Genomic DNA, 26,371 nt, shown 5'->3' on the forward strand with positions numbered 1-26,371 from the left:
AAAACAAGGGATCGCGCTTTGAACCACATCTACCGTCTGGTATGGAACCGCCGTCTGCGCGTCTGGCAAGCGGCGTCGGAACTGGCATCGCAAGCGCGTGCGGGCGGGATCTCGCCCGGCCCCGTCCTGCCTTGCCTGCCGCGCCGTCATGCACTGGGCGCCGCGCTGGCGCTGGCACTGGCCGGGACCGGCGGGGCGGCCCAGGCGGACTGTATCCGCGCCGGCCTTCTCGTCCAATGCGCCTCGCCAGCCAATCCTGTCACGCCGTCCTACGCGGATGCGACCAATAACCTGCAGGTCACCGTGACTGGCACGGGGTCGTTGGGCGTCATACCGCCCGGCGGCGGCACCGCGCTCAGCCTGACCGGCAGCAACGTGACCGTGTCGAACGATGGCAGGATCGACCCCAACCCGCTTGGCGTGAATTCGGCCGGGTCGACCGGCGTGTTCGTCGGCAACAGTTCGGCCGGCGTCACACGGGTGACCAATGGGGTGACGGGGACGATTGTCGGCGTCACCCCCGGCGTCGGCGGCGGCTCCAGCCTGCCGTCGCTCCTGGGCATGGCCCTGGCCGTGCAGAACGGCAGCGGCGGGACGAGCTACCTCACCAACGCTGGCATGATAAGCAGCAGAGATGTGGACGGCACCGTCACCGCGGCGGCGGACAAGGCCGTCATTGCCGCTTACGGCGGCGCGAAGGTGGAATTCGTCAACGACCGTACCGGCACCATCGTCGGCCGCGTCGCGTTCGAAGCCGCCGGCATTCCCGGCGAGGGGCACAGTTTCACCAATGCCGGGACCATCGTCGGCGGCGTGTCGCTGGGCCAGGGCGGTAACAACACCTTCACCGCCGTCTCGGGTTCCGTCGTGTTTCGCGGTTCGGGATCCTCGTCAGCCGACCTGCCGGTGGCCGGTCAGCCCGGGCTTGCCTTCGCGCCTGCCGGCACGATCGATGGCGGCGTGGGCGGGGGCAACACGCTGGTGCTGCAGAACGCGCTGCCGTCCGCCGGCACCGGCAGCGGCACGGGAGGGGCGGTCACCGCCATCTCCGGGCTGACCTACGTCAACTTCCAGAACCTGCGTATCAACAGCGGTTCCTGGATATTGCAGGATTCGCCCCTGGTCTCCGGCGGCAGCGTGACGCTCAACGGCGGCCTGGCGACGCTGCAGCACGGCGCCATGCTAGGACTCGGCCCGATCAACGCGAATGGGGGCGCGATTGCCGCCGCCGGCGCGCCGGGGACGTTGAGAATGGCCAACGACTTCGTGCTCGGTCCTGGCGGGCTCACGGTAACAGGCGCCAACGGCATGACGCTGTCCGGCACGCTCTCCGGCGCGGGGGGGCTGAGCCTGACCGGCAGCGGCACGGTCATCCTCACCGGCGCCGGCAACCATGCCGGCGGCACTTTCGTGCAAGCCGGCACCCTGCAGATAGGCAACGGCGCCAACTCGGGCAGCCTGGCCGGCGATGCGGACATCGCGGCGGGCGCGGCGCTGGTCTTCAATCGCGGCGACACGATCCGCTTCGACGGCATACTGCGCGGCGCCGGACAGGTGCGCCAGGCCGGCGCCGGCACCCTGGTGCTGGCTGGCGAGAACGCCTTCGCGGGCACCACGGTGGTCGACGCGGGCACGCTGCAAGTGGGCGATGGCGGCAATCGCGGCTCGTTGAGCGGCAATATCGTCAACAACGCCAACCTGCGGTTCGATCGCGCCGACGATGCCGTCTACGCGGGCGCGATTTCCGGCGCGGGCGCAACGACGAAGCTGGGCGCCGGGACGCTGGCGCTGACCGGCGACAGCAGCGCCTACACGGGCGCGACACAGGTGGCGGCCGGCACGTTGCAGGTGGACGGCAAGCTCGGCGGCCAGGTGCTTGCCGCGAGCGGGTCGACGCTGTCCGGCTCCGGAACGCTGGGCGGGGTGACCATCGCATCCGGCGCCACCCTGGCCCCGGGCAGCGCCAACCTTCCCACGGGCCGCATGAACGTGCAGGGAGACCTGACCTTCCAACCGGGATCCGTCTACCGCGTCGCCACCACGCCGGATGGCTTGGCCAGCAGCGTGCGGGTGGCCGGCAGCGCCAACCTGGCGGGATCCGTGCTGCATATCGGCCAGAACGGCAACTATGCGCCTGCCACGGTCTATTCCATCCTGACGGCGGACAACGGGGTGCAGGGCCGTTTCGATAGCGTGTCGAGCAACCTGGCGTTCCTGACGCCTTCTCTGGCCTACGACAGCCAGCGCGTCGATCTGGTGGTGAGCCTCAAGCAGGTTCCGTCCGATGGCGGCGGCTCGCGCCCGATCCAGTTTGTCGATGCCGCGGCCAGCGCTAACCAGCGCGCGGTGGCGCGGGCCCTGCAGAGCCTGGCGCCCGATAGCGCGCTATACCGGCACGTGTTGAACCTGCCGGATGGCATGCCCGCGCAGGCGTTCAACGCGCTCTCCGGCGAAGCCCATGCGAGCGCAATGTCGATCCTGCAGGGCGCCACCGGCGCCATGGCGCAGATGCCGCTGTCGCGGCTGCGCGCCAACCTGGGCGCGGGCTGGGCGCCGGGCGCGCCGACGGCGCAGCTGGGCAGGGGCGATGCCGCGTCGCTGCCGCAATCGAATGCGCAACCGCTCTGGACCCAGGTGTTCGGCAATTGGAGCACCCTGGGCGGCGACGGCAACGCCGCCCGTACCACGCAGACTGACTCGGGCGTGATCCTCGGCGGCGACGTGGCGGTCGGCGCGCAATGGCGCCTGGGCGGCGCCCTGGGCTACACCAACAGCCGCAGCCGCACCAGCGACCGGGCCTCCAGCGCCGACGTCGACAGCTACAGCGTCACGCTGTATGGCGGCCGGGCCTTCGAGGCCGGCGCGGGCCGGATCAATCTCAGCCTGGGGGCCGCCTATACGTGGCACGACGTCGACACCCGGCGCAGCACCGCCGCCGCCGGTCTCGATCAGACGCTCAAGGCCGGCTACGGCGCCAGCACCGGCCAGGTGTTCGGCGAACTCGGCTATGCCATGCCGCTGAACGACCGCATCACGCTGGAGCCTTTCGTCGGCGCCAACTTCAGCGACCTGCGCACGCGCGGCTTTTCCGAATCCGGCGGCGACGCGGCGTTGCGCGGCGAGAGCGGCCGCAGCCGCATCACGACCACCACGCTGGGCCTGCACGCGCGCAGCGATTTCGAGAGCGCCGGCGCGCGCGGCGCGGTGCGGGGCACGCTGGGATGGCGCCACGCCTTCGGCGACCGCAATCCGCTCAGCACGATGTCCTTCGTGCAGGGCGGGGACGCGTTTTCGGTGACGGGCGCCCCTGTGGCGCGCGACGCCGCGGTGGTCGAGCTTGGCGTGGGCATCGACGTCAGCAAGCGCACCACGGTGAGCGCGCTGTACGGCGGGCAGTTTGGCGATGGCAACCGGCAGAACACCGGGTCGCTGGAAGTGAGATATCGCTTCTGAATCCACGGCGGCAGGGGGACGCCGGCCGCGGCAGGTCAGGACATGAAGGCGCCGCGCCGCGGCGGCCCGGCGGCCCCGCGGCGCGGCGCATCGTTTACGCCACCGTCACCGGAATCTGGCGCGGCTGCGCTTCGCGCACACGCGGCACGCGCAGCGTCAGGACCCCTTGCTTGAGGTTGGCGCTGATCGCCTCCTTGTCGAATTCCGGTCCCAGGCGGAACGAGCGGCGGAACAGCGGCTCGCGCAGTTCGCTGTGGATCAGGCGCAGTTCCCGCGGCACCGGCACGGCGGCTTCGCCTTCGATGACCAGCACGTCGGCCTCGACCTTGATGTTCAGGCGCTCCTTGGTGACGCCCGGCAGGTCGGCCAGCACCGTGACGCCGGCGGTGTCCTCGAAAATGTCCACTGCGGGCAGGGTGGCGGGACGCCGCTGCGCGGCGCGGCCTTCTTGTTCGACAACGAGTTCGTTACGCGTATTCATGATGGTATCTCCTGAACAATGCGACGGGCGGGCGTTACTGCACCGGGATGAGGCGCGGCTTGGACGACTCCTTCTTCTTGATGGAGACCAGCAGGCAGCCGTCGACATAGCGCGCCTGCACGTTGTCGGCGTCGACGTCGGCCGGCAGTTCGATGGCGCGCGTGAATGAACCGTCGGCGCGTTCACGCGCGTAATAGCGCGCGTTCTCGGGCAGTGCCTGCGTCTCGCGCGTGCCGCTGATCGTCAGCAGGCCCTTCTCGATGGACACTTTCAGGGTGTCCGGGTCGATGCCGGGAATGAATGCCACCACGACCGCGGCATCATCCGACACGCCGATATTGACCGGCGGAAAATGTCCGCGCGGCAGGGCGCGCAGGTTGGCGGGCAGGCCCGCGCCGCGCAGGATGCGGTCCATCTGTTCCTGGACCGCGTCGAAGAAGGATTCGACGCCGGTATCGGTGAATGGGTAGTTCGCCATGATTACCTCCCAAGATGGTTGGACAGGATCGGGGCCGCTTCATGCGTCGCAATCGCCAGCCGCTCGACCGCTTCAACAGAGATATAAGTGCGGTCCGCGCGGATTCAAGACCCCGCGTTTTTGATTCGTGAAATCGGTTGGCGCGAATGCATAGACGCCATTGAAGAGCGGTCCGCGAGGACGCGGCGGCGGTGGCCCGGTCGCGCGCCACGACGCAAAAAAAAAGGCACCGCGCCCGTGGCGCGATGCCTTCACGCTGCCCCGGTCCGAGCCGGATCAGAAGTCCATGGCTTCGGCCGGCGCCGCCTGCGGCTTGGCCTCTTCGGCGGCCTGCGCGACGGTGGCGTCCGTCGTCAGGATCAGGCCGGCGATCGACGCCGCGTTCTGCAGCGCGGTGCGGGTGACCTTGGTCGGGTCGACCACGCCGATCTCCACCAGATCGCCGTACTCGCCGGTGGCCGCGTTATAGCCAAAATTGCCCTTCGCGTCCGCCACCTTGGCCACCACCACCGACGGTTCTTCGCCGGCGTTGGCCACGATGGCGCGCAGCGGCGCCTCCAGCGCGCGCCGCACGATGCGGATGCCGGCGTCCTGGTCGGCATTGGCGCCCTTGAGGTCCTGGATGGAGGCGCGGGCGCGCAGCAGCGCCACGCCGCCGCCGGGCACGATGCCTTCCTCGACGGCCGCGCGGGTCGCATGCAGGGCATCGTCGACGCGGTCCTTCTTTTCCTTCATCTCGACTTCGGTGGCGGCGCCCACCTTGATGACGGCCACGCCGCCCGCCAGCTTGGCCACGCGTTCCTGCAGCTTCTCGCGGTCGTAGTCGCTGGTGGCGTCCTCGATCTGCTTGCGCAGCGTCTTGACGCGCGCGTCGATGGCTTCCTGCTTGCCTGCGCCGTCGATGATGATGGTGTCTTCCTTGCGCACCTCGATGCGCTTGGCGCTGCCCAGGTCCTGCAGCGTGGCCTTGTCGAGCTGCTTGCCGGTCTCTTCGGAGATGACGGTGGCGCCCGTGAGGATGGCGATGTCCTCCAGCATGGCCTTGCGGCGGTCGCCGAAGCCCGGCGCCTTGACCGCGGTGACCTTGAGCACGCCGCGCATGGCGTTGACCACCAGCGTGGCAAGCGCCTCGCCTTCGACATCCTCGGCCACGATCAGCAGCGGCTTGCCGGCCTTGGCGGCGCTTTCCAGCACGGGCAGCAGCTCACGCACGTTGGAGATCTTCTTGTCGTACAGCAGCACCAGCGGGTCGTCGAGCTGCGCCACCTGCTTCTCGGGATCGGTGATGAAGTAGGGGCTCAGGTAGCCGCGATCGAACTGCATGCCCTCGACGATATCGAGCTCGTTGTCCAGCGACTTGCCGTCCTCGACGGTGATCACGCCTTCGCGCCCGACCTTGTCCATCGCGTCGGCGATGATCTTGCCGATGGCTTCATCCGCGTTGGCCGACAGCGCCGCCACCTGCGCCGTTTCCTTGCTGGTGGAGATCGGCTTGGACAGTTTGCGCAGCGCCTCGACCACGCCCGATACGGCCTGGTCGATGCCGCGCTTCAGGTCCATCGGATTCATGCCGGAGGCCACGTACTTCATGCCTTCCTGCACGATGGCCTGCGCCAGCACGGTGGCGGTGGTGGTGCCGTCGCCGGCCACGTCGGCCGTCTTCGAGGCCACCTGCTTGACGATCTGCGCGCCCATGTTCTCGAACTTGTCCTTCAGTTCGATTTCCTTGGCGACCGAGACGCCGTCCTTGGTGATGACGGGCGCGCCGAAGCTGCGTTCGAGCAGCACGTTGCGGCCCTTGGGGCCGAGCGTCACCTTGACGGCGTCGGCCAGGATGTTGACGCCCTTGACCACGCGGGTGCGGGCGTTATCGTGGAATTTGACGTCTTTGGCACTCATGTCTTGCTCCTCAGTTCGCGATGGCCGGGCCTCAGGCGGCCTTCTTCAGTTGCTTGTCCCGCGGCGCGAGCACGGCGAAGACATCGTCCTCGCGCATGACCAGCAGTTCTTCGCCGTCGACCTTCACGGTCTGGCCGGCGTACTTGCCGAAAAGGACGTGGTCGCCCACCTTGAGTTCGGGCTCGCGCAGGGAGCCGTCGGCATTGCGCTTGCCTTGCCCGACGGCCAGGACTTCGCCTTGCTCGGGCTTTTCGGCGGCCGCATCGGGGATGACGATCCCGGACGCCGTCTGGCGCTGTTGTTCGATTCGCTTGACGACAATCCGGTCGTAGAGGGGACGGATCTTCATGACTCTATCTCCTGAAGTCTTGATCATCAAAAAGTGAACGCCGGCGCGTCGTCACGGCATTGCGCCGTCATGCGCCGGGCATCCGCGATCGGGATGCGCAAAAAATCTATGGGCGCGCCAAAGGCGCTTCAAGAGTCAAAAATGCATCAAAATGAAACTTAAAGAATCAAAAATCCATTCCCCTGGCCGAGCCGGTAGAGCACCTTGCGGCGCAGTTCGCGGCCGTCCGGTTGCAGCGGAACCGGGCAGGGCAGGGGGCGTCCGCCATCGGCATCCAGCGTGCTGTCGTCGCCGTCCAGCTGGCGCCACAGTCCCCCCTTGCGCGGCCTGAACAGCCAGCGCACGTAGCCCTTGCGCGCCGCCAGCGCGATCAGGTCCCGCTGGTCCGGGGCTTCCACCACGACCGGGTCGTCCGCGGACGGCAGGTCGGAATAATCGGCGAAGGCGCGGTGGCCGGCCACGGCTTCCGCGACCGGCGCGTTCAGGCGCCACCAGGGTGGGCGCGCCACGCGCTCGACGTCCCAGGCGCCGAGCGCCCATCCGGCGTCGATGATCGCGCGGTCGAGCACGGCAAAATCGTGCCAACGCAGGTTGAGCTGCACCGCCGAACCGGCGACTGAGCGCAGCCGGCGGCCGGGCTCGCCATCACGGTGAAAGCCGTGCCAGTGCAGGGTGAGGATGAGAGGAGTGTCGGCCTTGCGGATGGCGCTGGCCGTCACGGCGTACAGCGGGCGTTGCAGCGCGCGGGTGTGAGCAGCGATCGTCTCGATGATATCCATGCGTGTGACTCCCACGTCGGGCCTGCGGGGCAGGCCGCGGTAACGATTTCGCTGCAGCAAATTTATCGCTTCGGGCGCCCATGCTCAAGATCGCGGCGGGCATGGTCGGCGGACATGTCCGCGGCCGCCATCGCGACCGCCATCGCGACCGCGGCCAAAGAAATTTTCATAACCTACTAAAAGTAGGCTACGATTGGTATATAGAAACTCTGATACGAAAGGCCCCGCATGCACGCCCTTATTGTTGTCGCACATCCCGATCCGGCATCCCTGACCCACGCCGTCGCCGCCCGGCTCGCGCAGGGCATTGCCGCCTCCGGCACGGAACACACTTTCGAGATCGCGGATCTGGCCGCGCAGGGGTTCGATCCGAGATTCACTCAGGCCGACGTGGCCCTGCACCTGAAGCAGGCGGCGCCGCCGCCGGACGTCCTCGCCGAGCATGCGCGGCTTGACCGCGCGGATGCGTTGGCGCTGGTCTACCCGGTTTACTGGTGGTCATTTCCCGGCTTGTTGAAGGGCTGGATCGACCGCGTGTTCACCAACGGCTGGGCCTATGACGCCAGCGCGGACGGCAAGCTGGTCAAGAAATTGCAGCGCCTGCCCGTGCACCTGGTTGCCATCGGCGGCGCCGATATGCGAACCTACGACAAGCATGGCTATTTCAGCGCCATGAAAACGCAGATCGACCACGGCATCTTTGGCTACTGCGGCGCGCGCGTCGCGACCTCGGAATTGCTGCTTCCCTCGGATACCGGCTCTCCGGCGTCCCATCTCGACGCGGCGCACGTTATCGGCCAGCGGATCTTTGCCGTGCCGTCCTGATCGATACCCGAGAATACAGATGTCCGCCGCTCCCGCCCCGCCGCCACGCCGCCGCCTGTCGAAAGACGAGCGCTCGCGCCAGTTGTTGGAAGTCTCCTGGAAACTGGTCAGCGAGGAAGGCTCCGACGCCTTGACCCTCGGGCGCCTGGCCGAAGAGGCCGGGATTTCCAAGCCGGTGGTCTACGACCACTTCGGCACGCGCAATGGCCTGCTGGCCGCCTTGTACCAGGACTTCGATGCGCGCCAGACGGCGATCATCGACGACGCCATCGCCGCCAGCAAGCCGACCCTGAAGGACAAGGCCGGCGTCATCGCCGCGAGATACGTCGCGTGCGTATCGGCGCAAGGGCGCGAGATTGCCGGGGTGCTCGCGGCGCTGGACGGCTCGCCGGAGCTGGCCGCCGTGAAAAGGCAGTACCAATATGCCTTCATCGAAAAATGCCGGCGCCTCTTCGCGCCCTTCGCCGGGCCGCAAGGCATCGCCACGGCCAGCCTGTGGGCCATGCTGGGCGCGGCTGACGCGCTCTCGAATGCGGCCGTCGCCGGTGAAATCCCCGAGGCGCAGGCGCGCGACGAACTCTTCCGGACCATCCTGGATATGGTCAAGCGAAACAAGTGACGCCCGGCGCGGCCGGCGCACCGTGCCCGGCCGATGCCCCGTCCGCACACGACCGGCCTGCCCGGGAAAGGAGTTTTCATGGATGTCGCACTCGGCGCAAGAATGGGCGGGCCGGAGGCCGGCCTGCGGTTCCTGCCCGCCGTCGTCGCGTACCGGCCCAGACTGAAGGCGGCATTGGCGCCGGTCGTGGTGCCGGGCGCCGCCACGCTGGATATCGAACTCTTCGTGGGAGGCAGCATCAGCGACTACGCCGAGTCGGGGTTCAGCGCCGTGGCGAAGTACTCGGGCAAGAAAGCGGCCCTTGCGGTTGTCATCCAGGTTCCGCGTCACGAGGCGATGGCGGTGAACGAGGCGGACGCGAATGCAGCGGTGGCGGGCTGGGTGGCCCGCGGGCTGGAATCGATGAAACGGTCCGCCAGCGCCGGCGCGCTGGATCTGGCCGGGGTGCTGGCGGCGCTGAAGAGCACGTAAGCGCCGGCCCGGCGGCCGCGCTTCAATCGCCGGCTTGGTGGCGCGCGCTCGCGTGTTGCGTCCGTCGGTCGCAATCGGAAGGCACAGAGATGGCTCGGGTATATTTGGCCTACCCAATTTCCGGCTGCGCCCACTCCATGCCATCGTCCACCTTTCGTCCTCATATTCCTTCCCTCGGGGCCCTGGCGATGGCCCTCCTGTCGCTGCCGGGTGCGCAGGCCGATGCCGCCCAGCGCACCGTCTACAAGGGCACGCTGCAAGGCGCCGGCGAGGTGGTGCTGGAACTGGATGACGCGGCTGGCGCCGACGGGGTCGTAAGCGGACGCTATTTCTATCCCAGGAGCGGCGTCGACATTCCCCTGCGCGGCACGGGCGAAGTCCTGTACGAGCCCAAACCGAATCCGGCACGGCCGCCCGCCTCGGACACGGCCACGATCGATGCCGCCGATCGCGCCGCCAGCTGGCAAGGCACGCGCGATGAGAAGGGCTATCGCGGCCAGTGGACCGACGCGCGCACCGGCAAGCAACGCCGCTTCGACCTGCAGCGGGTGGCCGGCTACGACACCGCCCAACTCGAACGCGACCGCGCCAAGGCGCGGGCCACGCAGGTCGACCTGGGCGACATCGACCTCAAGGCGGGCATGGATGCCACCCGCGCGCCCTACGAAACGCTGAAGCTGGCCGGCCACGCCAAGCCGGTGGGCAAGGAAGCCGGCTCGGCCGCGGTGGCCTACCGCATGTGGGTGGATCCGCGCACCAGGTTCGCCTATCCACGGCTCAGCCGTCACCCCGATCCGCAAGTCATGCGGCGCGTCAATGACCTGCTGGAGCAGCGCCACTGGCGCAAGAGCCTGGGCGCGCTGGAATGCATGGCGTCCGCCTATACCAGCACGAATCCCGGCGCGGGCACCCTGGGCGGCTTCGATGATGAAAACATCAACGTTACCTGGCTGTCGCGCGCGCTGCTGACCGTGACCGAAGCAGGCAGCCTGGATTGCGGCGGGGCACATCCCGCCAATCATTTCGAGCCATACACCTTCGACTTGCTGCGCGGCGAATACCTCGATTGGAACCGCGTGTTCGACGCCTACGCGCCGGGCCAGCGCAGTTTCGGCCGCGAGCCCAGCGCCGCGCTGCGGGGGCTGGTGGAGCAGGTGGTCAAGGCCGGCCCGCCCGAGGACCGCGCCGAGCAGCATCCCAACCTGGAAGATTGCGCCGACCTCTGGCCGCAATACCTGGCCCTGGGCGCCACCGCGCCGGGGGCATTGAGCCTGTCGGTGTCCGGCGTGGGACACGCCTCGGGCGCCTGCCTGGGCACCCACGGCAGCGTGCCGTTCAAGGCACTGCGGCCCTACCTCAAGCCGGGGGGCCAGGCGTATCTGGTAACTGACTGAGCGGGCGCGGCGCCGCTGCGATGGCGCGGCTTGCAGGCATATGCCATTCAGCTTCTCGCTGCCGTGCCGTGTTGTCCGGTGATGGTCCTGCCTGTCTTTTTGCGCGGGCTGGGACTCAAACTGATAAAAGGCGTGTCATTGTTGACGGTCTAATGTTCGGCGCACAGGATGAGTCCTTGCCGTTCTGGATGTGGCTGCCAGGCCTCAGGATATGAGCATGCCCGGCTATAAGCTGCACTCTGTGAAAGGGGAACCCTCGGCCAGCCCTGCCTGCATCAGCTATTTGCAAAGCGGCACCGATGTGCCGGTGCGGCAACGGACTACGCGCCGGTGGAGACGTTGTTGACGCAGCGCGATGCCACTGGCCAGGGCACCAAGTAGATAGCTTTGGCCACGGTCATGGAGAATATGATCGACGTATCCACGGGCACTCACAATATAGCCTCGGATCTGCCCCAATGACGCCTCAATCCTCCTTCAGCAACGCCAATACGTTCTGCGCCAACTGATTGGCCTGCGTCAAGGCGACCTTGCTGGCTTGCTGCAGGATCTGCTGGCGCGTCAGGTTGGAGGTTTCGACGGCGTAGTCCGCGTCCTCGATGCGGCTGCGGGCCTGGCTGAGGATATCGGCGGTGTGATTGAGGTTGGTGATGACCGAGCCCAGGCGGTGCTGCATCGCGCCCAGCTCGCCGCGCAGGCTGTCGACCTGGCCCAGGGCTTGGGTCACCCGCTTCATGGGCACGACCTTGAGGTTCACGGTCGGCGGCGCGTCTTTCGGCTTGAAGGACACCTCGCCGGTGGACGAAATGCTGATGTCGTAGAAATTGCCATCGCTGCCGCTGATGACGTATTCGCCGTTGGCGTTGCCGGTGGCGTCCTTCAGGTAGTGCACCTTGCTGTCCTGGTCGAACAGGGGCCGGCCATCGTCGGCGGCGGGCACCGGCGCGAGGCTCCGGAGAAAATCGAACAGTCGGATGGGCGTGTCTTTCTTGACGGCGTCGGCGCTGGGCGCGGGGACGCCGGGCGCGGGTGTCGGCCCGGGCGCAGGGGCAGGGGCAGGGGCAGGGGCAGGTGCGGGCGCGGGGGGCGGCACGACCGGCGGAGCGGTCGGAACCGGAACCGGGTCGCCGATTAGCGTGATCGTGCTGCTGCCTAGCGCCGTCGATTCCGCGGCGCTCAGGGTTGTTCTGTCCAGGAGCGGCAGGCCAGCGATGTCGATTTCTGTGACGCCCGTCGCGGGCGCGGGCAAGGCGGCAAGGCGGTACTCCGTGGGGGGAATAGTAAATGAAGTCTGAATGACGTATTGCGTCGTGCCGTTGAACGGGTAGCTAAAGAGGAAGGCGTCGAATATCGTGAGGACGGTGGCGCCATTCCTGATGCTCAGGACGGAAGGGGGGGTGGGAGGCGGCGCTACTGCGGGAGGCGGTGCCACAGGGGGAGGCGGCGCAACCGCCGGTGGCGGGATGATCGGCGCGGGCTTGGACTGGGTGTCAATCACCGTCCTGTCGACGGCGCTGCCCAGACGCGGATCATGCACCACGTCGATATGATCCAGGTTCAGGGTTTTCGTGTTGACGAGCCGGGTGCTGAGTGTGAGTGTGTCGCCATCGTGGGCGCCAATCTGGATGGACAGATTGGCGTCCTGGGCCAGCACGTCGAGATTGTTGAAGCGGGTCTGGTGTGAAATCAGCTCGATTTCACCGAGATGCTGGTCGATCTCGGCCTGGATGGCACGCAGGTCGCTGAGCGAGTTGGTGCTGTTTTGCGATTGCACCGCCAGTTCGCGGATGCGTTGCAGACTGCGGCCCATCTCGCCCAGCGCGCCCTCGATGGTTTGCGCCAGCGAGATGCCGTCATTGGCGTTGCGCGCCGCCTGGTGCTGCCCGCGGATCTGGGCGGTGAAATGGTTGGCGATGGATTCGCCGGCGGCATCGTCCGCGGCGTGGTTGACCCGCAGCCCGGAAGATAGCCGCTCCATCGCCACGCCCTGCGCGGATTCCGACTTGCCCAGGTTGTTGCGCGCACGCAGCGACAGGGACTGGTTTAGGATCGAGGGCATGAGGTTCTCCAATGCAGGGTTGCGGCCAGGCCATGACATGATTGCAACCGGCATGGCGTGCGACTGGCTGCGTAAGGGGATGGCGGGGTCGATCCGCGCCATCGTTGACGAGGTGGCGCGTGACGGATCGACGCGGTGACCGATGTGGCGTCGATGATGGCACGCGACCCGTGTGCGATGGCCCTTTTCGGGTCGGAAAGACGTCGGTTCGCTTATCCAATCCGGGATGGATCGGCTGAAAAATACTAAGCGGATCGTTGGCGTTGCGTCTCGCCACGAGACCAAATCCCAGATCGATCCGACTTGGCGCGGGGCCTGCGTGAGCATGGCCGACATGAACGCCGCGCCGCGTTGCCGCGGCGGCGAGTCAGGACGCGTCGGAGTGCGCTTGCGCTGTCAGCCAGTGCTTGAGGTCATTCACCATCGGCCCGGCATCGGGGCGGGCGTAGAGGCTGAACCGGCCGCCCGTCGCCAGGAACCCGAGCGGCGCGACCAGCCTGCCCGCGCGGATGTCGGCCTGCGCCAGTTCCCTGGGGGCGATGCCGATGCCCAGGCCCGCCGCCGCCGCTTCCAGCATGTGGCCGAGCTGGTCGAACTGGCGCCCGGGTTGGCGCGTGTCCAGCGCCACGCCGCAGGCCTGGGCCCAGTATTCCCAGGCGGCGGGACGCGAGGCGGTGTGCAGCAGCGGCGTGCGCGGCACGTCGGCGGGGGTGTGGATGCGCCGCGCGATCCCGGGCGTGCAGACCGGACCGATGGTTTCCCGGAATAGCGGTAGCGCCTCGATGGCGGGCAGGTGGTGCTCGTCTGCCACGATCAGCACGTCGACGATGCGCCGTTCCAGCAGGCCGATGTCCGTCGCTGTTTGCAACCGCACCTGGATGGCGGGGTGATCGCGCTCGAAATGTTCCAGCCTGGGGATGATCCAGTTCGACAGCAGGCTGGCGGGCGCGCCCACCACCACATGGGGCGATGCCGCGCGGCCCTGCAGTTCGGCCAGCCGCTGTTCGAGCATGTCGAATGCCGGGTGGCACGCGCGTTGCAGATCCTGTCCGGCGGCGGTGAGGCGCACGCCTTCCGAATGGCGCTCGAACAGCTTGCAGCCCAGCCAGGTCTCAAGCTGCCGGATCTGCTGGCTGACCGCGCTGTGCGACACGCCCAATTCCTGCGCGGCCAGCGACAGGTTCAGGTGCCGGGCGGCGCTGTCGAAAAAGCGCAGCGAGTTCATCGGGGGCAGGTTACGCATGCTATTGATATTAGAAAATCTGATATCCGTGTGCAAGAAATCTATGATTTATTCCGCGAATTTCCCTGGATACCATGGTGCCCATGTTTCCCAAGGGCTGAATCCATGTCTTTTACCTCACATCCAGAATTTCCCGACGCGGCGGGCCAGTTCGGCGGCTACGGCGGCCGCTACATGCCCGAGACGCTGGCCCCGGCGCTGGACGCGCTGGAGCAGACCTTTCGCGCCGCGCGGGAAGACCCCGGCTTCTGGGCCGAGTACCGCGCCATGCTGGCCGACTATGTGGGTCGTCCCAGCCCGCTGCTGTACGCGGGGGCGATCAGCGACGAGCTGGGCGGCGCCCGCCTGTTCCTCAAGCGCGAGGACCTGAACCACACCGGCGCCCACAAGATCAACAATTGCCTGGGACAGGCGCTGCTGGCCCGGCGCATGGGCAGGCGCCGCATCATCGCCGAGACCGGCGCGGGGCAGCATGGGGTGGCCACGGCCACGGTGTGCGCGTTGTACGGCCTGGAATGCGTGGTCTACATGGGCGCCGTCGACGTGGCGCGGCAATCCTCCAACGTGGCGCGCATGAAGATGCTGGGCGCCGAGGTGCGTCCGGTGCGCGACGGCAGCGCCACCCTGAAGGACGCGATGAACGCCGCCATCCGCGACTGGATCGCGCATCCCGACGACACCTATTACCTGCTGGGCACCGGCGCCGGTCCGCATCCCTATCCCTGGCTGGTGCGTGAATTGCAGAAGGTGATCGGCGAGGAAACCCGGGCGCAGATCATCGAGAAAACGGGGCGGTTGCCGAACGCGATGGTGGCCTGCGTGGGCGGGGGTTCCAACGCCATCGGTTTTTTCCATCCCTTCCTGAACGACGCCGGGGTGCGGCTGTTCGGGGTCGAGGCCGGCGGCCGCGGCACCGGTACCGCCGAGCATGCGGCCAGCATCGGCGAGGGGGCGCCTGGCGTCCTGCATGGCTGCCGCAGCTATTTCCTGCAGGATGCGGATGGCCAGATCCGCAACGCGCACTCGATCTCGGCGGGCCTGGACTACCCGGGCGTCGGACCGGAGCACGCGCTGTTGCACGATACCGGGCGCGTGGTCTACGAGTCGATCACCGACGCCGAGGCGGTCGACGCATTCGTCTGGCTGACGCGGCGGCAGGGCATCATTCCCGCGCTGGAAAGCGCGCATGCCCTGGCCTATGCGCGCAAGCTCGCGCCGCGCATGGCGCGCGATCAGGCGCTGGTGGTGTGCCTGAGCGGACGCGGCGACAAGGACATGGATTCGGTGCTGCAATTCACGGGAGAAGCGCGATGAACCGGCTTGAACGAACCCTGGCCGACCTGCGCGCCGCCGGCAGGGCGGGCCTGGCGGCCTATTTCACGGCGGGCGATCCCAGCTACGACGATTGCCTGGCCCTGCTGCGGGGCTTGCCGGCGGCGGGCGCGGACGTGATCGAACTGGGCATGCCGTTCAGCGACCCGATCGCCGATGGCCCGGTGCTGCAACGGGCCAACGCGCGCGCGCTGAAAGCGGGGCAGACGCTGCGGCGCACGCTCGAGCTGGTCGCCGCCTTCCGCGAGGAAGACGAGCGGACACCGGTCGTGCTGATGGGCTATCTGAACCCATTGATGCGCTACGAAGCGGCCAGCTTCATGGCCGACGCGGCCTGGGCCGGCGTCGATGGCCTGATCGTGGTGGACCTGTCGCCCGAGCACGCGGCCGGCATCGAGCGGTTGGCGCGGCGGCACGGCATCGCCATCATCAGGATGACCGCGCCGACCACGCCGGACGAACGCCTGGAGCGGGTGCTGGCCGGCGCCAGCGGCTTCGTGTACCACGTCATGCTGGCGGGGACGACGGGCGCCGCGCTGCCCGCCGATGACGCGATCGCGCAAGCGCTGGCGCGCGTCAGGGCCTGCACGCCATTGCCCATCGCGGCCGGTTTCGGCGTGCGCACCGCGGAGCAGGCGCGGGCGGTGGGCCGCCATGCGGATCTGGTGGCCGTGGGCACGCGTCTGGTCGAGACCCTGGCGGCGGGCGGGATCGGCGCGGCGCTGGCGGAAGTGCGGTTGCTGGCCAGCGCGGCGCGGCAAGCGCGTTGAATCATCCGGGCGCCGGCTGTCGCGGGTGACGGCGAGGCGCCGTTCGCGCTTGCGGTTTGCCGAGGTGGACAAGCGCGTTCACTGACGCATCCGCCGCGCGTGGCCCGACCCTATGCTGGTCCGTGTTGCAGGAGACGGACATCAAAGGGCGCATATTCTGCCTGGCCGTGGTGGCAGGCGCGGGGGCGGTGCAGGGCTTGGCGGTCTTGCCGGGCGTGGGGTTCTACATAGGGGCGGGCGCGGCCTGCGCGCTGGTGCCGCTGGCCGCGCGCCGCTGGCCGGGGCGCCTGGCCGGGGTGATGGCGCCCTTGCTGCTGGGCCTGTTGGTCGGCGCGCTCGATGCCGCGTGGCAGGCGCAGCGGCGCCTGGATGACGCGCTGGCCGACGTGCACCAGAATGCCGTGGCGCGGCTGGCGCTGCGCGTCGTGGAACTGCCCGATGACGACGCGCGCGGGGTGCGCTTCACCGCCGAGCAGGTGGAGCCGGCGCAGCCGGGAATTCCCCGACGCATTCTGGTCTCGTGGCTGGCCCCGCAAGGCGCGGCGGCGGGCGGGCGGCCGGGCGGGCCGCAAAGCCTGCCCGCGCGGGGAACGCCGGGCGCGCCGCGCGTGATTCCCGGGCAGATATGGCGCATGGCGCTGGTGCTGCGCCGGCCGCACGCGCCGCTCAACCCGGACGCCCCGGATGGCGAGGCGCGCCTGTTCGCGCGCGGCTTGCGGGCCACCGGCACGGTGCGCGGGCAACCCCGTCTGCTGGACGACCGGCCATGGGCGTCGGCCGGCATTGCCATCGAACGGGCACGCCACCGGGTGCGCGAGGGCATGCGGCGCGCGCTGGATGGCCACCGTTACGCGCCGGTGCTGGTGGCCCTGGCGATCGGCGACCAGGCGGGCGTGGCGCGCGAAGACTGGGTCGTTTTCAATCGCGCCGGCATCACCCATCTGGTGTCGATCAGCGGCATGCACGTGACCTCGATCGCCGGACTGGCGGCCTGGCTGCTGGCGGCCTGGTGGCGGCGCGCCCGCTGGCGCGGCATGGGCCTGGCCGAGTTCGTGCCGGCCCGCGTCGCGGGCGGCGCCGCGGCGGCCGTGGCGGGGTTGGCGTATTGCCTGCTGGCGGGTTGGGGCGTGCCGTCGCGGCGCACCTTCTTCATGTTGCTGCTGGCGCTGGCGGCCCTGGGGTCGCGCTTGCGGGTCTCGGCGGGACGGGTGCTGGCGTTCGCGGCGGCGGCAGTGGTGCTGCTCGATCCCTGGGCGCCGCTGGCGGCGGGTTTCTGGCTGTCGTTCGGCGCCGTGGCGATCCTGTTGCGCGTGGCGCAGGCGCCGCGCGACGCGCAGGCCGGCTGGCGCCAGCGCTGGGCCGCGGCCTTGGCGCAGGCCGCGCGCCTGCAGCTGACCGTGACGCTGGGGCTGACGCCGCTGCTGGCGTTCCTGGTGCACCAGGTGTCTCTGGGTTCGCCATTGGCCAACGCCGTGGCGATTCCCGCGGTGACCTTCCTGGTCACGCCCCTGGCGCTGCTGTGCGCGCTGTTGTCAGTGACGCCGGGCATGGCGGCGGTGGCCGCGCTGGCCGGCCAGGCGGGGGCGGGCGTGTTCAGCGCGGCCATGGTGGTGGTGGCGCGCGTGGCCCACGCCGATTGGGCCAGTTTCACGGTGGCGGCGGCGCCGTGGCCGTGGCTGGCGTGGGCGGTCGCGGGCATGGCTTGGGCCTTGCAGGCGCCAGGTTGGCCCCTGCGCCGGCTGGGGTGGCTGTGCATGCTGCCATTGCTGTGCTGGCGGCCGGAGCGGCCCGAGCAGGGATACTGGCGCATGAGCGCGATGGATATCGGCCAGGGCAGCGCGATCCTGGTGGAAACCGCCAGCCAGTCGCTGTTGTTCGACGCGGGCCCGCGTCATTTCGGCGGGGGCGACGCGGGCGAGCGCGTGATCGGGCCGCAGTTGCTGGCGCGCGGCATCGGGCGGCTCGACGTGCTGGTGCTGTCGCACGCGGACCTGGATCATGTGGGCGGCACGCGCTCGGTGCTGGCGGCGGCGCCGGTGGCGCGCAGCTATGCGTCGTTCGATCTGGCGGCGTGGCTGCGACGCGACGCCCGCTTGTGGCCGGCCGGCGTGCGCGATGTGCCGCCGGCCCTTATGCTGCGTTGCGAACGCGGCGATGGCTGGCGCATCGACGGCGTCACCTTCACGTTCCTGCATCCGGCGGCGGGCGCCGCCGATCCGGGCGGCGACCGCAATGCCAGCAGCTGTGTGCTTCGGGTGGAAGGGGCAGCCCATTCGCTGTTGCTGACCGGCGACATCGGCGTGGCGCAGGAGCGCGAGCTGGCCGCGCTGGGCCTGCCTCCGACCGACATCGTGCTGGCGCCGCATCACGGATCGGGCGGGTCCTCGGGCCGCGAGCTGGTGATGGCCTCGCGGGCAGGCCATGCGATTGCGCAATGCGGCTACCTGAACCGCTTCGGCCATCCCGCGCCGGCGGTGCAGCGACGCTGGCTGCGCGCCGGCGCCCGCTTCTGGCGCAGCGATCGCGACGGCGCGGTGTTGGCCGAGTCGCGCGCGGACGGGCTGCGGGTGTGGGCCCAGCGCGAGCGGCATCGACGCTACTGGCATGGGCGCTGATGGGCGCTGAATCGTCACCCGGGCGCTGGCACTGCATCAGGCGCGAGGGGACGATGGGCTCATGGCGAGCGCGGCGCCAGCCCGATGCCGTCGCGCACCTGCCTGAACAGCGTCAGGGCGGCCGGCATGGCGTCGCGCTGGGTGGCGCAGGCCATGCGGATGCGGCCCTGCGGCAACGGCAGCTCGGCGTAGTACTCCAGCGTGTCGGCGTGGCCGGGGCCGGCGCCGGGCGCGACCACGTAGTCGATGCCCTGGCGGCCGGCCAGCAGGTAGTGGTCGTACAGCTCGATGCTCGCGCGGCGCTGGCGTTGCCGGCGTTCGGCGGCCTTGACCTGCGCCTGCCAGGTTGGCGCGGCGGGCGCCTTGGCGCCCCGTTCCATGGGGGGCGCGGCCAGGAAGCCGACGCGGCACAGGTATTTGGCGTCTTGCGCCCGGGGTGGGAAGCCGTCGGGGCCGGCGATTTCGATCAAGGCGTCGAAGCGCCCGCGTGCCGGCGCGGGGCCGGCACGCAAGGGCGACGGCACGGTGACGGCCAGGCCGGTGGCGGCGTCGGCGTAGCGGCGCGGCACGATGTCGGCGGGCGGGCCCCGGTCATCGCCGCGGCCGCCCGCTGGTTCGTCTTGCTCCTGCTGGAATCGCAGCGGCAGGCTCAGCGTGGTCTTTTCGCCGGTCATGTCGGCGGGAAAGGCGGGCAGCGGTCCGGCGCGCCTGACCATCCGGGTGGCGGCAAGGTCGACCGCGTCGTCGCCAGAGGAGCGATCGACGCGGATATCGGCAATGCTGCCGTCGCGCAGCACGATGATCTTCAGCGACAGGCTGATCGGGCCATCCAGCCGCCGGGCTTCGGGCGGAAAGATGAAGGTGCTGATCATGCGCCGCTGCACGGCCTGGCTCCACTCGGCCTGATTGGCGGGCGCGGCCGCGAACACGGGCGATGCGGCGCACGCCAAGGTGAGGGCCAGGCTACAGGCAAGCACGCGCCAACGCATACGCGGGTCTCCGGTCAGGGGCGGCGCCGGCGGGGCCGGCAGGATGTGACAGCGAGCATACCCGAGTGGCGCGCCTGGCGCGGACGAGGCCGGCGCGCATCCGCCCGGCCTAGGCAAACGCGGCCCGCACCGCATCGAATGCCGCCATCACCAGCGGTTCCTCGCGTCGCGCCGCCAGCGTAATGAAGGCCAGTTCGGCCTGGATCGCCAGGCCCGGCGCCAGCGCCAGGCCATGGGCCTGCGATTCGCGCAGCGCGATCGAGTCGCGGGCCAAGGTCAGGCCGACGCCGGAACGCACCAGGTCCAGCATCGAGGCTTCCTGGTCCACTTCGGCAACCGTGTTGGGCGTGACATCCAGCTCGGCGAATTTCGCGGCGAGCAGGCGGTGGTGGACCGAGTCGGGCGGTGTCCAGATCCAGGGCAGGGCGGCGATGTCGTGCCAGCCTCGGCCGGCCAGCTGCGGCCCCCAGCCCTTGGGCGCCACCACGTAGTAGGAGAAGTCGGCCAGCGGCAGGGCGTGCAGCGCCGGCTGGCCACGGGCGGCATCGCGCGGACCGAGGAAGAAGCCGACGTCCAGTTCGCCCGCGCGCACCTGGCGGCCGACCGAGCCGGACATGCCGTGGCGCAGGGTGGGACGGATCTTGGGATAGTGCTGCACCAGGTATTGCAGCGTGGCCCCCAGCCGCAGGAATTCCGGATCCAGGATGGTGCCCAGGCGCAGTTCGCCCTGCACCGTGGTGCGCAGCGCGCCGATGGCGCGCTCGAAATCCTCCAGCGCGTCCAGCACGCGCTGGGCCGACGGCAGCAGCGCGCGGCCATCGGCATTGGGCGCCAGGCCCTGGGCGGTGCGGGTGAACAGCGGCAGGTCCAGGGCCTCCTGGAAGCTCTTGAGCTGCAGGCTGAGCGCGGGCTGCGTCAGGTGCAGGTGTTCGGCCGCGCGCGTCAGGTTGCCGACGCGCGCCACGGCGGCGAAGGTGCGGATGTGCTTGAGGTCCATGGCTCCGGTCCCGTCAGGGCGATACCCATTATTAAAGAGACTTATAAAGCGCTTTTCAACAATTCATTGGACAGGGGCGGCCGGCTGCGCGACAGTGGCACAGCCCTTGAGACTCAAAAGAAGAAGCGCAATGGAGACATACGACTACATCATCGTGGGCGCGGGGTCGGCCGGCTGCGTGCTGGCCAACCGCCTGAGCCGCGATCCGGCGGCGCGCGTGCTGCTGCTGGAGGCGGGCGGACGCGACAACTATCACTGGATCCACATCCCGGTCGGCTACCTGTATTGCATCGGCAATCCCCGCACCGACTGGATGTACCGCACCGGCGCCGAGCCGGGGCTGGGCGGGCGGTCGCTGATCTATCCGCGCGGCCGGGTGCTGGGCGGCTGCTCGTCGATCAACGGCATGATCTACATGCGCGGGCAGCGCCAGGATTACGACGACTGGGCCGAGATCGCCGGCGATCCGTCATGGCGCTGGGACCAGGTGCTGCCGGTGTTCAAGCGCAGCGAAGACCATTATCGTGGCGGCGACGAATTCCACGGCGTCGGCGGCGAGTGGCGGGTCGAGGCGCAGCGGCTGCGCTGGGACATCCTCGATGCCTTCGCCGACGCGGCGGAGCAGGAGGGCATTCCCCGCGTGGCGGACTTCAACCGGGGCGACAACTTCGGGGTCGGCTATTTCGATGTGAACCAGCGCCGTGGCTGGCGCTGGAATACCGCCAAGGCGTTCCTGCGGCCGGTGCGCGAGCGGCCCAATCTGCGGGTGATGACGGGCGCGCACGCCGAACGGCTGCTGTTCGAGGGCACGCGCTGCGTCGGCGTGCAGGTGCGCCGCGAGGGGCAGTCCGTCAGCGTCCGCGCGGCGCGCGAGGTGGTGCTGGCGGCGGGCGCCGTCAATACGCCGCAACTGCTGGAACTGTCGGGAATCGGCGAGCCGGCGCGGCTGCGCGAAAGCGGCATTGCGCTGCATCACGCCTTGCCCGGCGTGGGCGAGAACCTGCAGGACCACCTGCAACTGCGCGTCATCCTGAAGGTGCGCGGCGTGAAGACGCTGAACCGCATCGCCTCGACCTGGTGGGGCAAGGCCGGCATCGGCCTGGAATACCTGCTGAACCGCAGCGGGCCGATGAGCATGGCGCCGTCGCAGTTGGGGGCGTTCGCCAAGTCGGACCCGGGCCAGGCGCGCGCCAACCTGGAATTCCACGTGCAGCCTTTGTCGCTGGGCGCCTTTGGCGAGCCGCTGCATGGCTTCGATGCCTTCACGGCCAGCGTCTGCAATCTGCGGCCGGTGTCGCGCGGCAGCGTGCACGCGCAGGGCGCGGACGGTTCGATGCCGCCGGTGATCACGCCGAACTACCTGAAGGAAGAACAGGACCTGAAGGTGGCGGCCGACGCCATCCGGCTGGTGCGGCGCATCAGCGCGGCGCCGGCCTTGCAGCGCTACCAGCCGGAGGAATGGCTGCCGGGCCCGGCCTACCAGAGCGAGGCCGAGCTGCGCGAGGCGGCCGGCAAGATCGGCACCACCATCTTCCATCCCGTCGGCACCTGCGCCATGGGCCGCCGCGCCGATGACGGCGCGGTGGTGGATGCGCGCCTGCGCGTGCATGGTTTGCAGGGGCTGCGCGTGGCTGATGCGTCGATCATGCCGACGATCACCTCGGGAAACACCAATTCACCGACCATCATGATCGCGGAACGGGCGGCGCAGATGATTCTGGAGGACGCGGCGCGAGTCGGCGCCGAGGCCAGGGCGGCTGAGCTGGTGGCGTGACGCGGAGCGGGACGCGCCCGGGGCGATCCGGGCGTGGCGCGTTGGAGGCGGGGGCGGCCAGGCCCGACATTTCCCGTCTGGGGCCCGGGCGGCGCCTTCCAGAGGGGGCGGCCCCCGGAAGGCGCTCCCCGAGTCCGCCTCAGCGCAGCGAGCGGTACATCTCCTGGCGCTGCGGATGCGTCAGGATCACCTGCCACAGTTGCCCCTCGCGCGAGCGGAAGAAGCCGGCGCAACACATCAGGTAGTACTGCCACATGCGGTAGAAGCGCGTGCCGTAGCGTTCCTGCAGCCGCGGCCAGGCGCGCTGGAAGTTGTCCCACCAGGCCATCAGCGTGCGGTCGTAGTCGGCGCCGAAGTTGTGCCAGTCTTCGATGATGAAGCGGCCTTCGACCGCGGTGCTGATCTCGCGCGCCGAGGGCAGCTTGCCGTTGGGGAAGACGTAGCGGTCGATCCAGGGATCGGTGCTCTGGCTGGTCGAGGCGATGCCGATGGTGTGCAGCAAAAAGATGCCGCCGGGCGCCATCAGGCGTTGCACATTGCTGAAGTAGGTGTCGTAGTTCTTGGGGCCGACGTGCTCGAACATGCCGACCGACACCACCTTGTCGAAGCTGCCTTGCAGGTCGCGGTAGTCCTGCAGCAGCAGTTCCACCGGCAGTCCGCGCACGCGTTCCTGGGCCAGCGCCAATTGCTCCTTGGAGACGGTGATGCCGGTGACCTTGACGCCATAGCGTTCGGCCGCGAACTTGGCCAGCCCGCCCCAGCCGCAGCCGATGTCCAGCAGCGTCTCGCCGGGCTTGAGCTGCAGCTTGCGGCAGATCATGTCGAGCTTGGCTTCCTGCGCGGCTTCCAGCGTGTCGGCCCGTTCCCAGAAGGCGCAGGAATAGATCATGCGGCTGTCGAGCATGGCCTCGAAGACGTCGTTGCCGGCGTCGTAGTGCTGCTCGCCGACTTCGAAGGCGCGGCTTCGGGATTGCAGGTTGAACAGCTTGTGGCGCAGGTGTTCGGCGATCAGCTTGACGCGCGCCAGGCCCAGCGCGGCCGAACCCATGTCGGCGCGCAGCAGGCGGGTGAAGAGTTCGTCGAGCTGCTCGCAGTCCCACTCGCCGTCCATGTAGGACTCGCCCAGCCCCAGCGACCAGCTGGCGAAGACGCGCTCGTACATGTGCTTGTCATGGACCTGGATGTCCCAGGGGCGCGAGCCGTTGATCCGGACATCCGCCCGCGCCAGCACGTCCTGCAGGACCTTGGGCGGTTCGGGCGGCGGGGCGGCCTCCGGGCGGGAGTGGGTTAGCGGAGTAGTCGGACTGCTTTGGTGCATAGTGGCTCCATATCAATTCTGGACTGACTGATCTGGCAATGCTCGAAGCGCATAACTCTCGCCCGGACCGGCGCGTGGAATCCAATTTAATGATTGAATCGGGCCGATAGGCAATCTAATTTCAGCGGGCCGTCAGCGCCGGGCTACCTCGGCCACTGAACCGGGACCCGCCAATCTTAACCAACGTATGCTGCTGCGCAAGGCCCATGCGCATCCTGCCACCAACAGGCCGGTGGCGACGATAAAGACCATGGAAGTAATGGTGTCGTTGATGTCGAACGAATAATCGTAACGATGACCTGACCAATAACCCAACAGGCTGTACAGCAGCACCGCGGCCAGCAGTAGCAGCCAGGGTGTGCGCGGCAGCCGTTCCAGCCCGGGCCGCAGGCCGGTGAAGAGGCGGATGCTGCGCCGCAGCCACCATAGCGCGGCGAGCGCCGGCAGGGCCAGCGCGTAGCGGGAAATCAGGACCACTCCGAAGATGTCGCCGTCGGCGGCCAGCGCCAGCAGCCACGGCGGCAGCAGCGCCAGCGCCAGCAGCCAGGCCAGCACCAGTTGCAGTCGGCTACCGCGGCCGGCGCGCCAGCCGGCCACCAGGCCGACCACCAGCACGCCGAACAGGGCGGCGATGAAGAGCAGGGCGGCGGCAACGTAGCCGCCGTTGAGCATGTAGCCACCGGGCATGATGTTTGGAGTTCCTGGAACGTCGCAGCATTCAAAGGCGCCTGGCTCGCGGCGGCAATGCGCCGCCAGGCCAGGCGCCATTCTAGTGCGGCGGCGGGCCCGCGCGCCCGCATGGCGAATGCGTCGCTGCGCGCCGGCGCCACGCGATCGCCGCTACACTGGTTGCCAGGCCCGTGCCTGCCGCCGGCGGATCCGCGATCCGCCCTGTCGCATCCGTTTCAAGGGGAGTCGCATGGCTGCGCGCATACATCTTTTCGGCGCGTCCGGCTGTGGCGCCACCACGCTGGGCGCCGCGTTGGGCGAACGCCTCGGCGTGCCGCATCTGGAGGCCGATGACTACTACTGGCTGCCGACCGATCCGCCGTTCACCCACAAGTATCCCAAAGAGGAGCGTTGGCGCCGCATCCGCGAACGGCTGCAAGGGCACGACGATTGGGTGCTCAGCGGCGGCTCGGTGTATCACTGGGGCGAGGGCCTGATTCCCGCGTTCACGCTGGTGGTGTTCCTGCGGCTGCCGGCGGCCGAGCGCATGGCGCGGCTGCGGCGGCGCGAGGTTGAACGCTACGGCGCGGCGCTGGAAAACGATCCCGCGGTGCGTGAGAAGAGCCGCCTTTTCCTGGAGTGGGCCGCCGGTTACGACACGGGCGCCGAGGGCGCGCGCACGTTGGCGCAGCACCGGGAATGGATCCGCCAGCTGCATTGCCCGGTGCTGACGCTGGACACGCGCGCCAGCGTGGACGACCTGGCGGACCAGGTGCTGGCCGCGCTGCGCTTCCGATAAGATACCGACCATGCGCGGCGCCGCCGTGGCGGCGCGCCGGTCTGATGGAGCACAACGATGCTGGATGCGAGCCTGGAACCCCGTTTGGAATTCGTCACCTGTGCCAGCCCGGCGGGCCTGCACCGCATGGCGTACTGGGAGTGGGGCGATCCGGCCAATGACCAGGTGCTGGTCTGCGTCCACGGCCTGACGCGCAGCGGCCGCGATTTCGACACGCTGGCGCGGCGCCTGGCCGATCGATACCGGGTGGTGTGCCCGGACGTGGTCGGCCGCGGCCGTTCCGATTGGCTGGTCAATCCGGCCTTCTACACCGTGCCGCAGTACGTGTCCGACATGACGACCCTGGTGGCCCGGCTGCGTCCCGCCACGCTGGCGTGGGTCGGCACCTCCATGGGCGGGCTGATCGGCCTGGGACTGGCCGGCGCCGCCGCGTTCGCGCGGGCGATGCTGCCGCTGCGCCCGCATGCCGGCATGCTGCCGCCGCAGGAGGGCATCCGGCTGTCGAAGCTGGTGCTCAACGACGTCGGCCCTCGCCTGGAGACCGGCGCGCTGGCCCGCATCGGCCAGTACGTGGGCGAGCCCGGCGCCTTCGCCTCGTTTGCCGAGGCGGTGGCGGCCATGCGCGCCAATTCCGAGACCTTCGGCCCGCACACGGACGCGCAGTGGGACCACCTGGCGCGTTTTGTCTATCCCGAGCAGGGCGGCCAATGGGTCAAGCACTACGACCTGGCGCTGGCGCAGCCGATGGCGCTGCAGACCGGCGAGGAACTGGCCGCCGGCGAGCAGATCCTGTGGCGCTCGTATGAGGCGGTCGACTGCCCGATCCTGATCGTGCGCGGCGAGCATTCCGATCTGCTGACCCGCGCCACCGTCGATGAAATGCGCCAGCGCAATCCGCGCGCCCAGGTCCACGAGGTGCGGGGCGTCGGCCACGCGCCGACGCTGATGGCCGACGACCAGGTGACGGCGGTGGCGGATTTCCTGTTGGCGTGACGGCCGCCGCGGCGCTTCAGTTGTTCCGCAACGGCCGCGGCCATCATATTGGGGACGCCGCTGGC

22 protein-coding genes are annotated in these 26,371 nt (G+C 69.1%); 11 read left to right on the forward strand and 11 right to left on the reverse strand.

Going from position 1 to position 26,371, the window contains the following annotated elements; genetic code table 11:
* Positions 1-18 precede the first annotated feature (18 nt).
* Positions 19-3,453, forward strand: a complete 3,435-nt coding sequence (locus HV742_RS03150) for an autotransporter domain-containing protein (protein WP_175144442.1) — start codon at positions 19-21, stop codon at positions 3,451-3,453.
* A 94-nt stretch (positions 3,454-3,547) separates the two neighbouring features.
* Here HV742_RS03150 and HV742_RS03155 read toward each other — a convergent pair whose 3' ends face one another.
* The 5 genes from HV742_RS03155 to HV742_RS03175 all read right to left on the reverse strand — a co-directional run bounded on the left by HV742_RS03155 (position 3,548) and on the right by HV742_RS03175 (position 7,439).
* A complete protein-coding gene (locus HV742_RS03155; protein ID WP_054415784.1) occupies positions 3,548-3,934 on the reverse strand; it encodes an Hsp20/alpha crystallin family protein in 387 nt (128 codons plus the stop codon).
* A 34-nt stretch (positions 3,935-3,968) separates the two neighbouring features.
* Positions 3,969-4,412, reverse strand: a complete 444-nt coding sequence (locus tag HV742_RS03160; RefSeq protein WP_054415783.1) for an Hsp20/alpha crystallin family protein — start codon at positions 4,410-4,412, stop codon at positions 3,969-3,971.
* A 276-nt stretch (positions 4,413-4,688) separates the two neighbouring features.
* On the reverse strand, positions 4,689-6,311 hold the full coding sequence (gene groL, locus HV742_RS03165; RefSeq protein ID WP_054415782.1) for a chaperonin GroEL: 1,623 nt from the start codon (positions 6,309-6,311) through the stop codon (positions 4,689-4,691).
* Positions 6,312-6,342: 31 nt separating this feature from the next.
* The gene (locus HV742_RS03170; protein WP_049073231.1) at positions 6,343-6,660 is read right to left on the reverse strand and encodes a co-chaperone GroES; all 318 of its coding nucleotides are present in this window, start codon (positions 6,658-6,660) and stop codon (positions 6,343-6,345) included.
* Between the two features lie 158 nt (positions 6,661-6,818).
* Positions 6,819-7,439, reverse strand: a complete 621-nt coding sequence (locus HV742_RS03175) for a diguanylate cyclase (RefSeq protein WP_175144443.1) — start codon at positions 7,437-7,439, stop codon at positions 6,819-6,821.
* A gap of 228 nt (positions 7,440-7,667) precedes the next feature.
* On the opposite strand from HV742_RS03175, the gene HV742_RS03180 reads away from it, so the two are divergent.
* The 4 genes from HV742_RS03180 (at position 7,668) to HV742_RS03195 (ending at position 10,748) form a co-directional block, all read left to right on the forward strand.
* Complete coding sequence (locus HV742_RS03180; RefSeq protein WP_100503557.1) at positions 7,668-8,264, forward strand: NAD(P)H-dependent oxidoreductase; 597 nt, start codon at positions 7,668-7,670, stop codon at positions 8,262-8,264.
* 19 nt (positions 8,265-8,283) lie between these two features.
* Complete coding sequence (locus HV742_RS03185) at positions 8,284-8,883, forward strand: TetR/AcrR family transcriptional regulator (RefSeq protein ID WP_049073234.1); 600 nt, start codon at positions 8,284-8,286, stop codon at positions 8,881-8,883.
* A 78-nt stretch (positions 8,884-8,961) separates the two neighbouring features.
* Positions 8,962-9,354 carry a hypothetical protein gene (locus HV742_RS03190; protein WP_157809347.1) on the forward strand — a complete coding sequence of 131 codons (393 nt, stop codon included), beginning with the start codon at positions 8,962-8,964 and terminating at the stop codon, positions 9,352-9,354.
* A 188-nt stretch (positions 9,355-9,542) separates the two neighbouring features.
* Positions 9,543-10,748 (forward strand): hypothetical protein, encoded by a 1,206-nt coding sequence (locus HV742_RS03195; protein ID WP_232732873.1) that lies wholly within the window; start codon positions 9,543-9,545, stop codon positions 10,746-10,748.
* A gap of 466 nt (positions 10,749-11,214) precedes the next feature.
* Here the strand turns inward: HV742_RS03195 and HV742_RS32430 are convergent, their stop codons facing one another.
* Positions 11,215-13,143: a flagellin N-terminal helical domain-containing protein gene (locus tag HV742_RS32430; protein WP_302478774.1), complete on the reverse strand. Its 1,929-nt coding sequence runs from the start codon at positions 13,141-13,143 to the stop codon at positions 11,215-11,217.
* Positions 13,144-13,174: 31 nt separating this feature from the next.
* Positions 13,175-14,050, reverse strand: a complete 876-nt coding sequence (locus tag HV742_RS03210; protein WP_238909076.1) for a LysR substrate-binding domain-containing protein — start codon at positions 14,048-14,050, stop codon at positions 13,175-13,177.
* Positions 14,051-14,155: 105 nt separating this feature from the next.
* Here HV742_RS03210 and trpB point away from each other — a divergent pair, with 105 nt between their 5' ends.
* The 3 genes from trpB to HV742_RS03225 all read left to right on the forward strand — a co-directional run bounded on the left by trpB (position 14,156) and on the right by HV742_RS03225 (position 18,767).
* Positions 14,156-15,364: a tryptophan synthase subunit beta gene (trpB, locus tag HV742_RS03215; protein WP_175144444.1), complete on the forward strand. Its 1,209-nt coding sequence runs from the start codon at positions 14,156-14,158 to the stop codon at positions 15,362-15,364.
* Positions 15,361-16,152, forward strand: a complete 792-nt coding sequence (gene trpA, locus HV742_RS03220) for a tryptophan synthase subunit alpha (protein WP_175144445.1) — start codon at positions 15,361-15,363, stop codon at positions 16,150-16,152. Before trpB ends, trpA begins: the two co-directional genes overlap by 4 nt.
* A gap of 125 nt (positions 16,153-16,277) precedes the next feature.
* On the forward strand, positions 16,278-18,767 hold the full coding sequence (locus HV742_RS03225) for a DNA internalization-related competence protein ComEC/Rec2 (RefSeq protein WP_437340581.1): 2,490 nt from the start codon (positions 16,278-16,280) through the stop codon (positions 18,765-18,767).
* 59 nt (positions 18,768-18,826) lie between these two features.
* Here HV742_RS03225 and HV742_RS03230 read toward each other — a convergent pair whose 3' ends face one another.
* Positions 18,827-19,756 carry a TonB family protein gene (locus HV742_RS03230; RefSeq protein WP_175144446.1) on the reverse strand — a complete coding sequence of 310 codons (930 nt, stop codon included), beginning with the start codon at positions 19,754-19,756 and terminating at the stop codon, positions 18,827-18,829.
* A gap of 109 nt (positions 19,757-19,865) precedes the next feature.
* Positions 19,866-20,753: a LysR family transcriptional regulator gene (locus HV742_RS03235; RefSeq protein ID WP_059271321.1), complete on the reverse strand. Its 888-nt coding sequence runs from the start codon at positions 20,751-20,753 to the stop codon at positions 19,866-19,868.
* 130 nt (positions 20,754-20,883) lie between these two features.
* Between HV742_RS03235 and HV742_RS03240 the strand changes: the two genes are divergently transcribed.
* Complete coding sequence (locus HV742_RS03240; protein ID WP_175144447.1) at positions 20,884-22,527, forward strand: GMC family oxidoreductase; 1,644 nt, start codon at positions 20,884-20,886, stop codon at positions 22,525-22,527.
* A gap of 139 nt (positions 22,528-22,666) precedes the next feature.
* Here HV742_RS03240 and cfa read toward each other — a convergent pair whose 3' ends face one another.
* Together cfa and HV742_RS03250 are read right to left on the reverse strand one after the other, a co-directional pair.
* Positions 22,667-23,845: a cyclopropane fatty acyl phospholipid synthase gene (gene cfa / locus HV742_RS03245; RefSeq protein ID WP_175144448.1), complete on the reverse strand. Its 1,179-nt coding sequence runs from the start codon at positions 23,843-23,845 to the stop codon at positions 22,667-22,669.
* A 132-nt stretch (positions 23,846-23,977) separates the two neighbouring features.
* Positions 23,978-24,532: a hypothetical protein gene (locus tag HV742_RS03250; protein ID WP_049073249.1), complete on the reverse strand. Its 555-nt coding sequence runs from the start codon at positions 24,530-24,532 to the stop codon at positions 23,978-23,980.
* Between the two features lie 232 nt (positions 24,533-24,764).
* Between HV742_RS03250 and HV742_RS03255 the strand changes: the two genes are divergently transcribed.
* Positions 24,765-25,313, forward strand: a complete 549-nt coding sequence (locus HV742_RS03255; RefSeq protein ID WP_175144449.1) for an AAA family ATPase — start codon at positions 24,765-24,767, stop codon at positions 25,311-25,313.
* A 57-nt stretch (positions 25,314-25,370) separates the two neighbouring features.
* On the forward strand, positions 25,371-26,306 hold the full coding sequence (locus HV742_RS03260; protein WP_068980190.1) for an alpha/beta fold hydrolase: 936 nt from the start codon (positions 25,371-25,373) through the stop codon (positions 26,304-26,306).
* The last annotated feature ends 65 nt before the right edge of the window (positions 26,307-26,371 follow it).

Source organism: Achromobacter ruhlandii, assembly GCF_902859695.1.
In the GTDB taxonomy this organism is placed as follows: Bacteria; Pseudomonadota; Gammaproteobacteria; order Burkholderiales; family Burkholderiaceae_B; genus Achromobacter; species Achromobacter ruhlandii.

Excerpts from the sequence above, each read along its gene's own strand:
- HV742_RS03185 (WP_049073234.1), top strand. The coding sequence starts at position 8,284 with ATGTCCGCCGCTCCCGCCCCGCCGCCACGCCGCCGCCTGTCGAAAGAC.
- HV742_RS03160 (WP_054415783.1), bottom strand. The coding sequence starts at position 4,412 with ATGGCGAACTACCCATTCACCGATACCGGCGTCGAATCCTTCTTCGAC.
- HV742_RS03175 (WP_175144443.1), bottom strand. The coding sequence starts at position 7,439 with ATGGATATCATCGAGACGATCGCTGCTCACACCCGCGCGCTGCAACGC.
- groL (WP_054415782.1), bottom strand. The coding sequence starts at position 6,311 with ATGAGTGCCAAAGACGTCAAATTCCACGATAACGCCCGCACCCGCGTG.
- HV742_RS03250 (WP_049073249.1), bottom strand. The coding sequence starts at position 24,532 with ATGCCCGGTGGCTACATGCTCAACGGCGGCTACGTTGCCGCCGCCCTG.
- HV742_RS03170 (WP_049073231.1), bottom strand. The coding sequence starts at position 6,660 with ATGAAGATCCGTCCCCTCTACGACCGGATTGTCGTCAAGCGAATCGAA.
- HV742_RS03255 (WP_175144449.1), top strand. The coding sequence starts at position 24,765 with ATGGCTGCGCGCATACATCTTTTCGGCGCGTCCGGCTGTGGCGCCACC.
- HV742_RS03210 (WP_238909076.1), bottom strand. The coding sequence starts at position 14,050 with ATGCGTAACCTGCCCCCGATGAACTCGCTGCGCTTTTTCGACAGCGCC.
- HV742_RS03230 (WP_175144446.1), bottom strand. The coding sequence starts at position 19,756 with ATGCGTTGGCGCGTGCTTGCCTGTAGCCTGGCCCTCACCTTGGCGTGC.
- cfa (WP_175144448.1), bottom strand. The coding sequence starts at position 23,845 with ATGCACCAAAGCAGTCCGACTACTCCGCTAACCCACTCCCGCCCGGAG.
- trpA (WP_175144445.1), top strand. The coding sequence starts at position 15,361 with ATGAACCGGCTTGAACGAACCCTGGCCGACCTGCGCGCCGCCGGCAGG.
- HV742_RS03195 (WP_232732873.1), top strand. The coding sequence starts at position 9,543 with ATGGCCCTCCTGTCGCTGCCGGGTGCGCAGGCCGATGCCGCCCAGCGC.
- HV742_RS32430 (WP_302478774.1), bottom strand. The coding sequence starts at position 13,143 with ATGTCGGCCATGCTCACGCAGGCCCCGCGCCAAGTCGGATCGATCTGG.
- HV742_RS03235 (WP_059271321.1), bottom strand. The coding sequence starts at position 20,753 with ATGGACCTCAAGCACATCCGCACCTTCGCCGCCGTGGCGCGCGTCGGC.
- HV742_RS03190 (WP_157809347.1), top strand. The coding sequence starts at position 8,962 with ATGGATGTCGCACTCGGCGCAAGAATGGGCGGGCCGGAGGCCGGCCTG.
- HV742_RS03240 (WP_175144447.1), top strand. The coding sequence starts at position 20,884 with ATGGAGACATACGACTACATCATCGTGGGCGCGGGGTCGGCCGGCTGC.
- HV742_RS03155 (WP_054415784.1), bottom strand. The coding sequence starts at position 3,934 with ATGAATACGCGTAACGAACTCGTTGTCGAACAAGAAGGCCGCGCCGCG.
- HV742_RS03180 (WP_100503557.1), top strand. The coding sequence starts at position 7,668 with ATGCACGCCCTTATTGTTGTCGCACATCCCGATCCGGCATCCCTGACC.
- trpB (WP_175144444.1), top strand. The coding sequence starts at position 14,156 with ATGTCTTTTACCTCACATCCAGAATTTCCCGACGCGGCGGGCCAGTTC.
- HV742_RS03260 (WP_068980190.1), top strand. The coding sequence starts at position 25,371 with ATGCTGGATGCGAGCCTGGAACCCCGTTTGGAATTCGTCACCTGTGCC.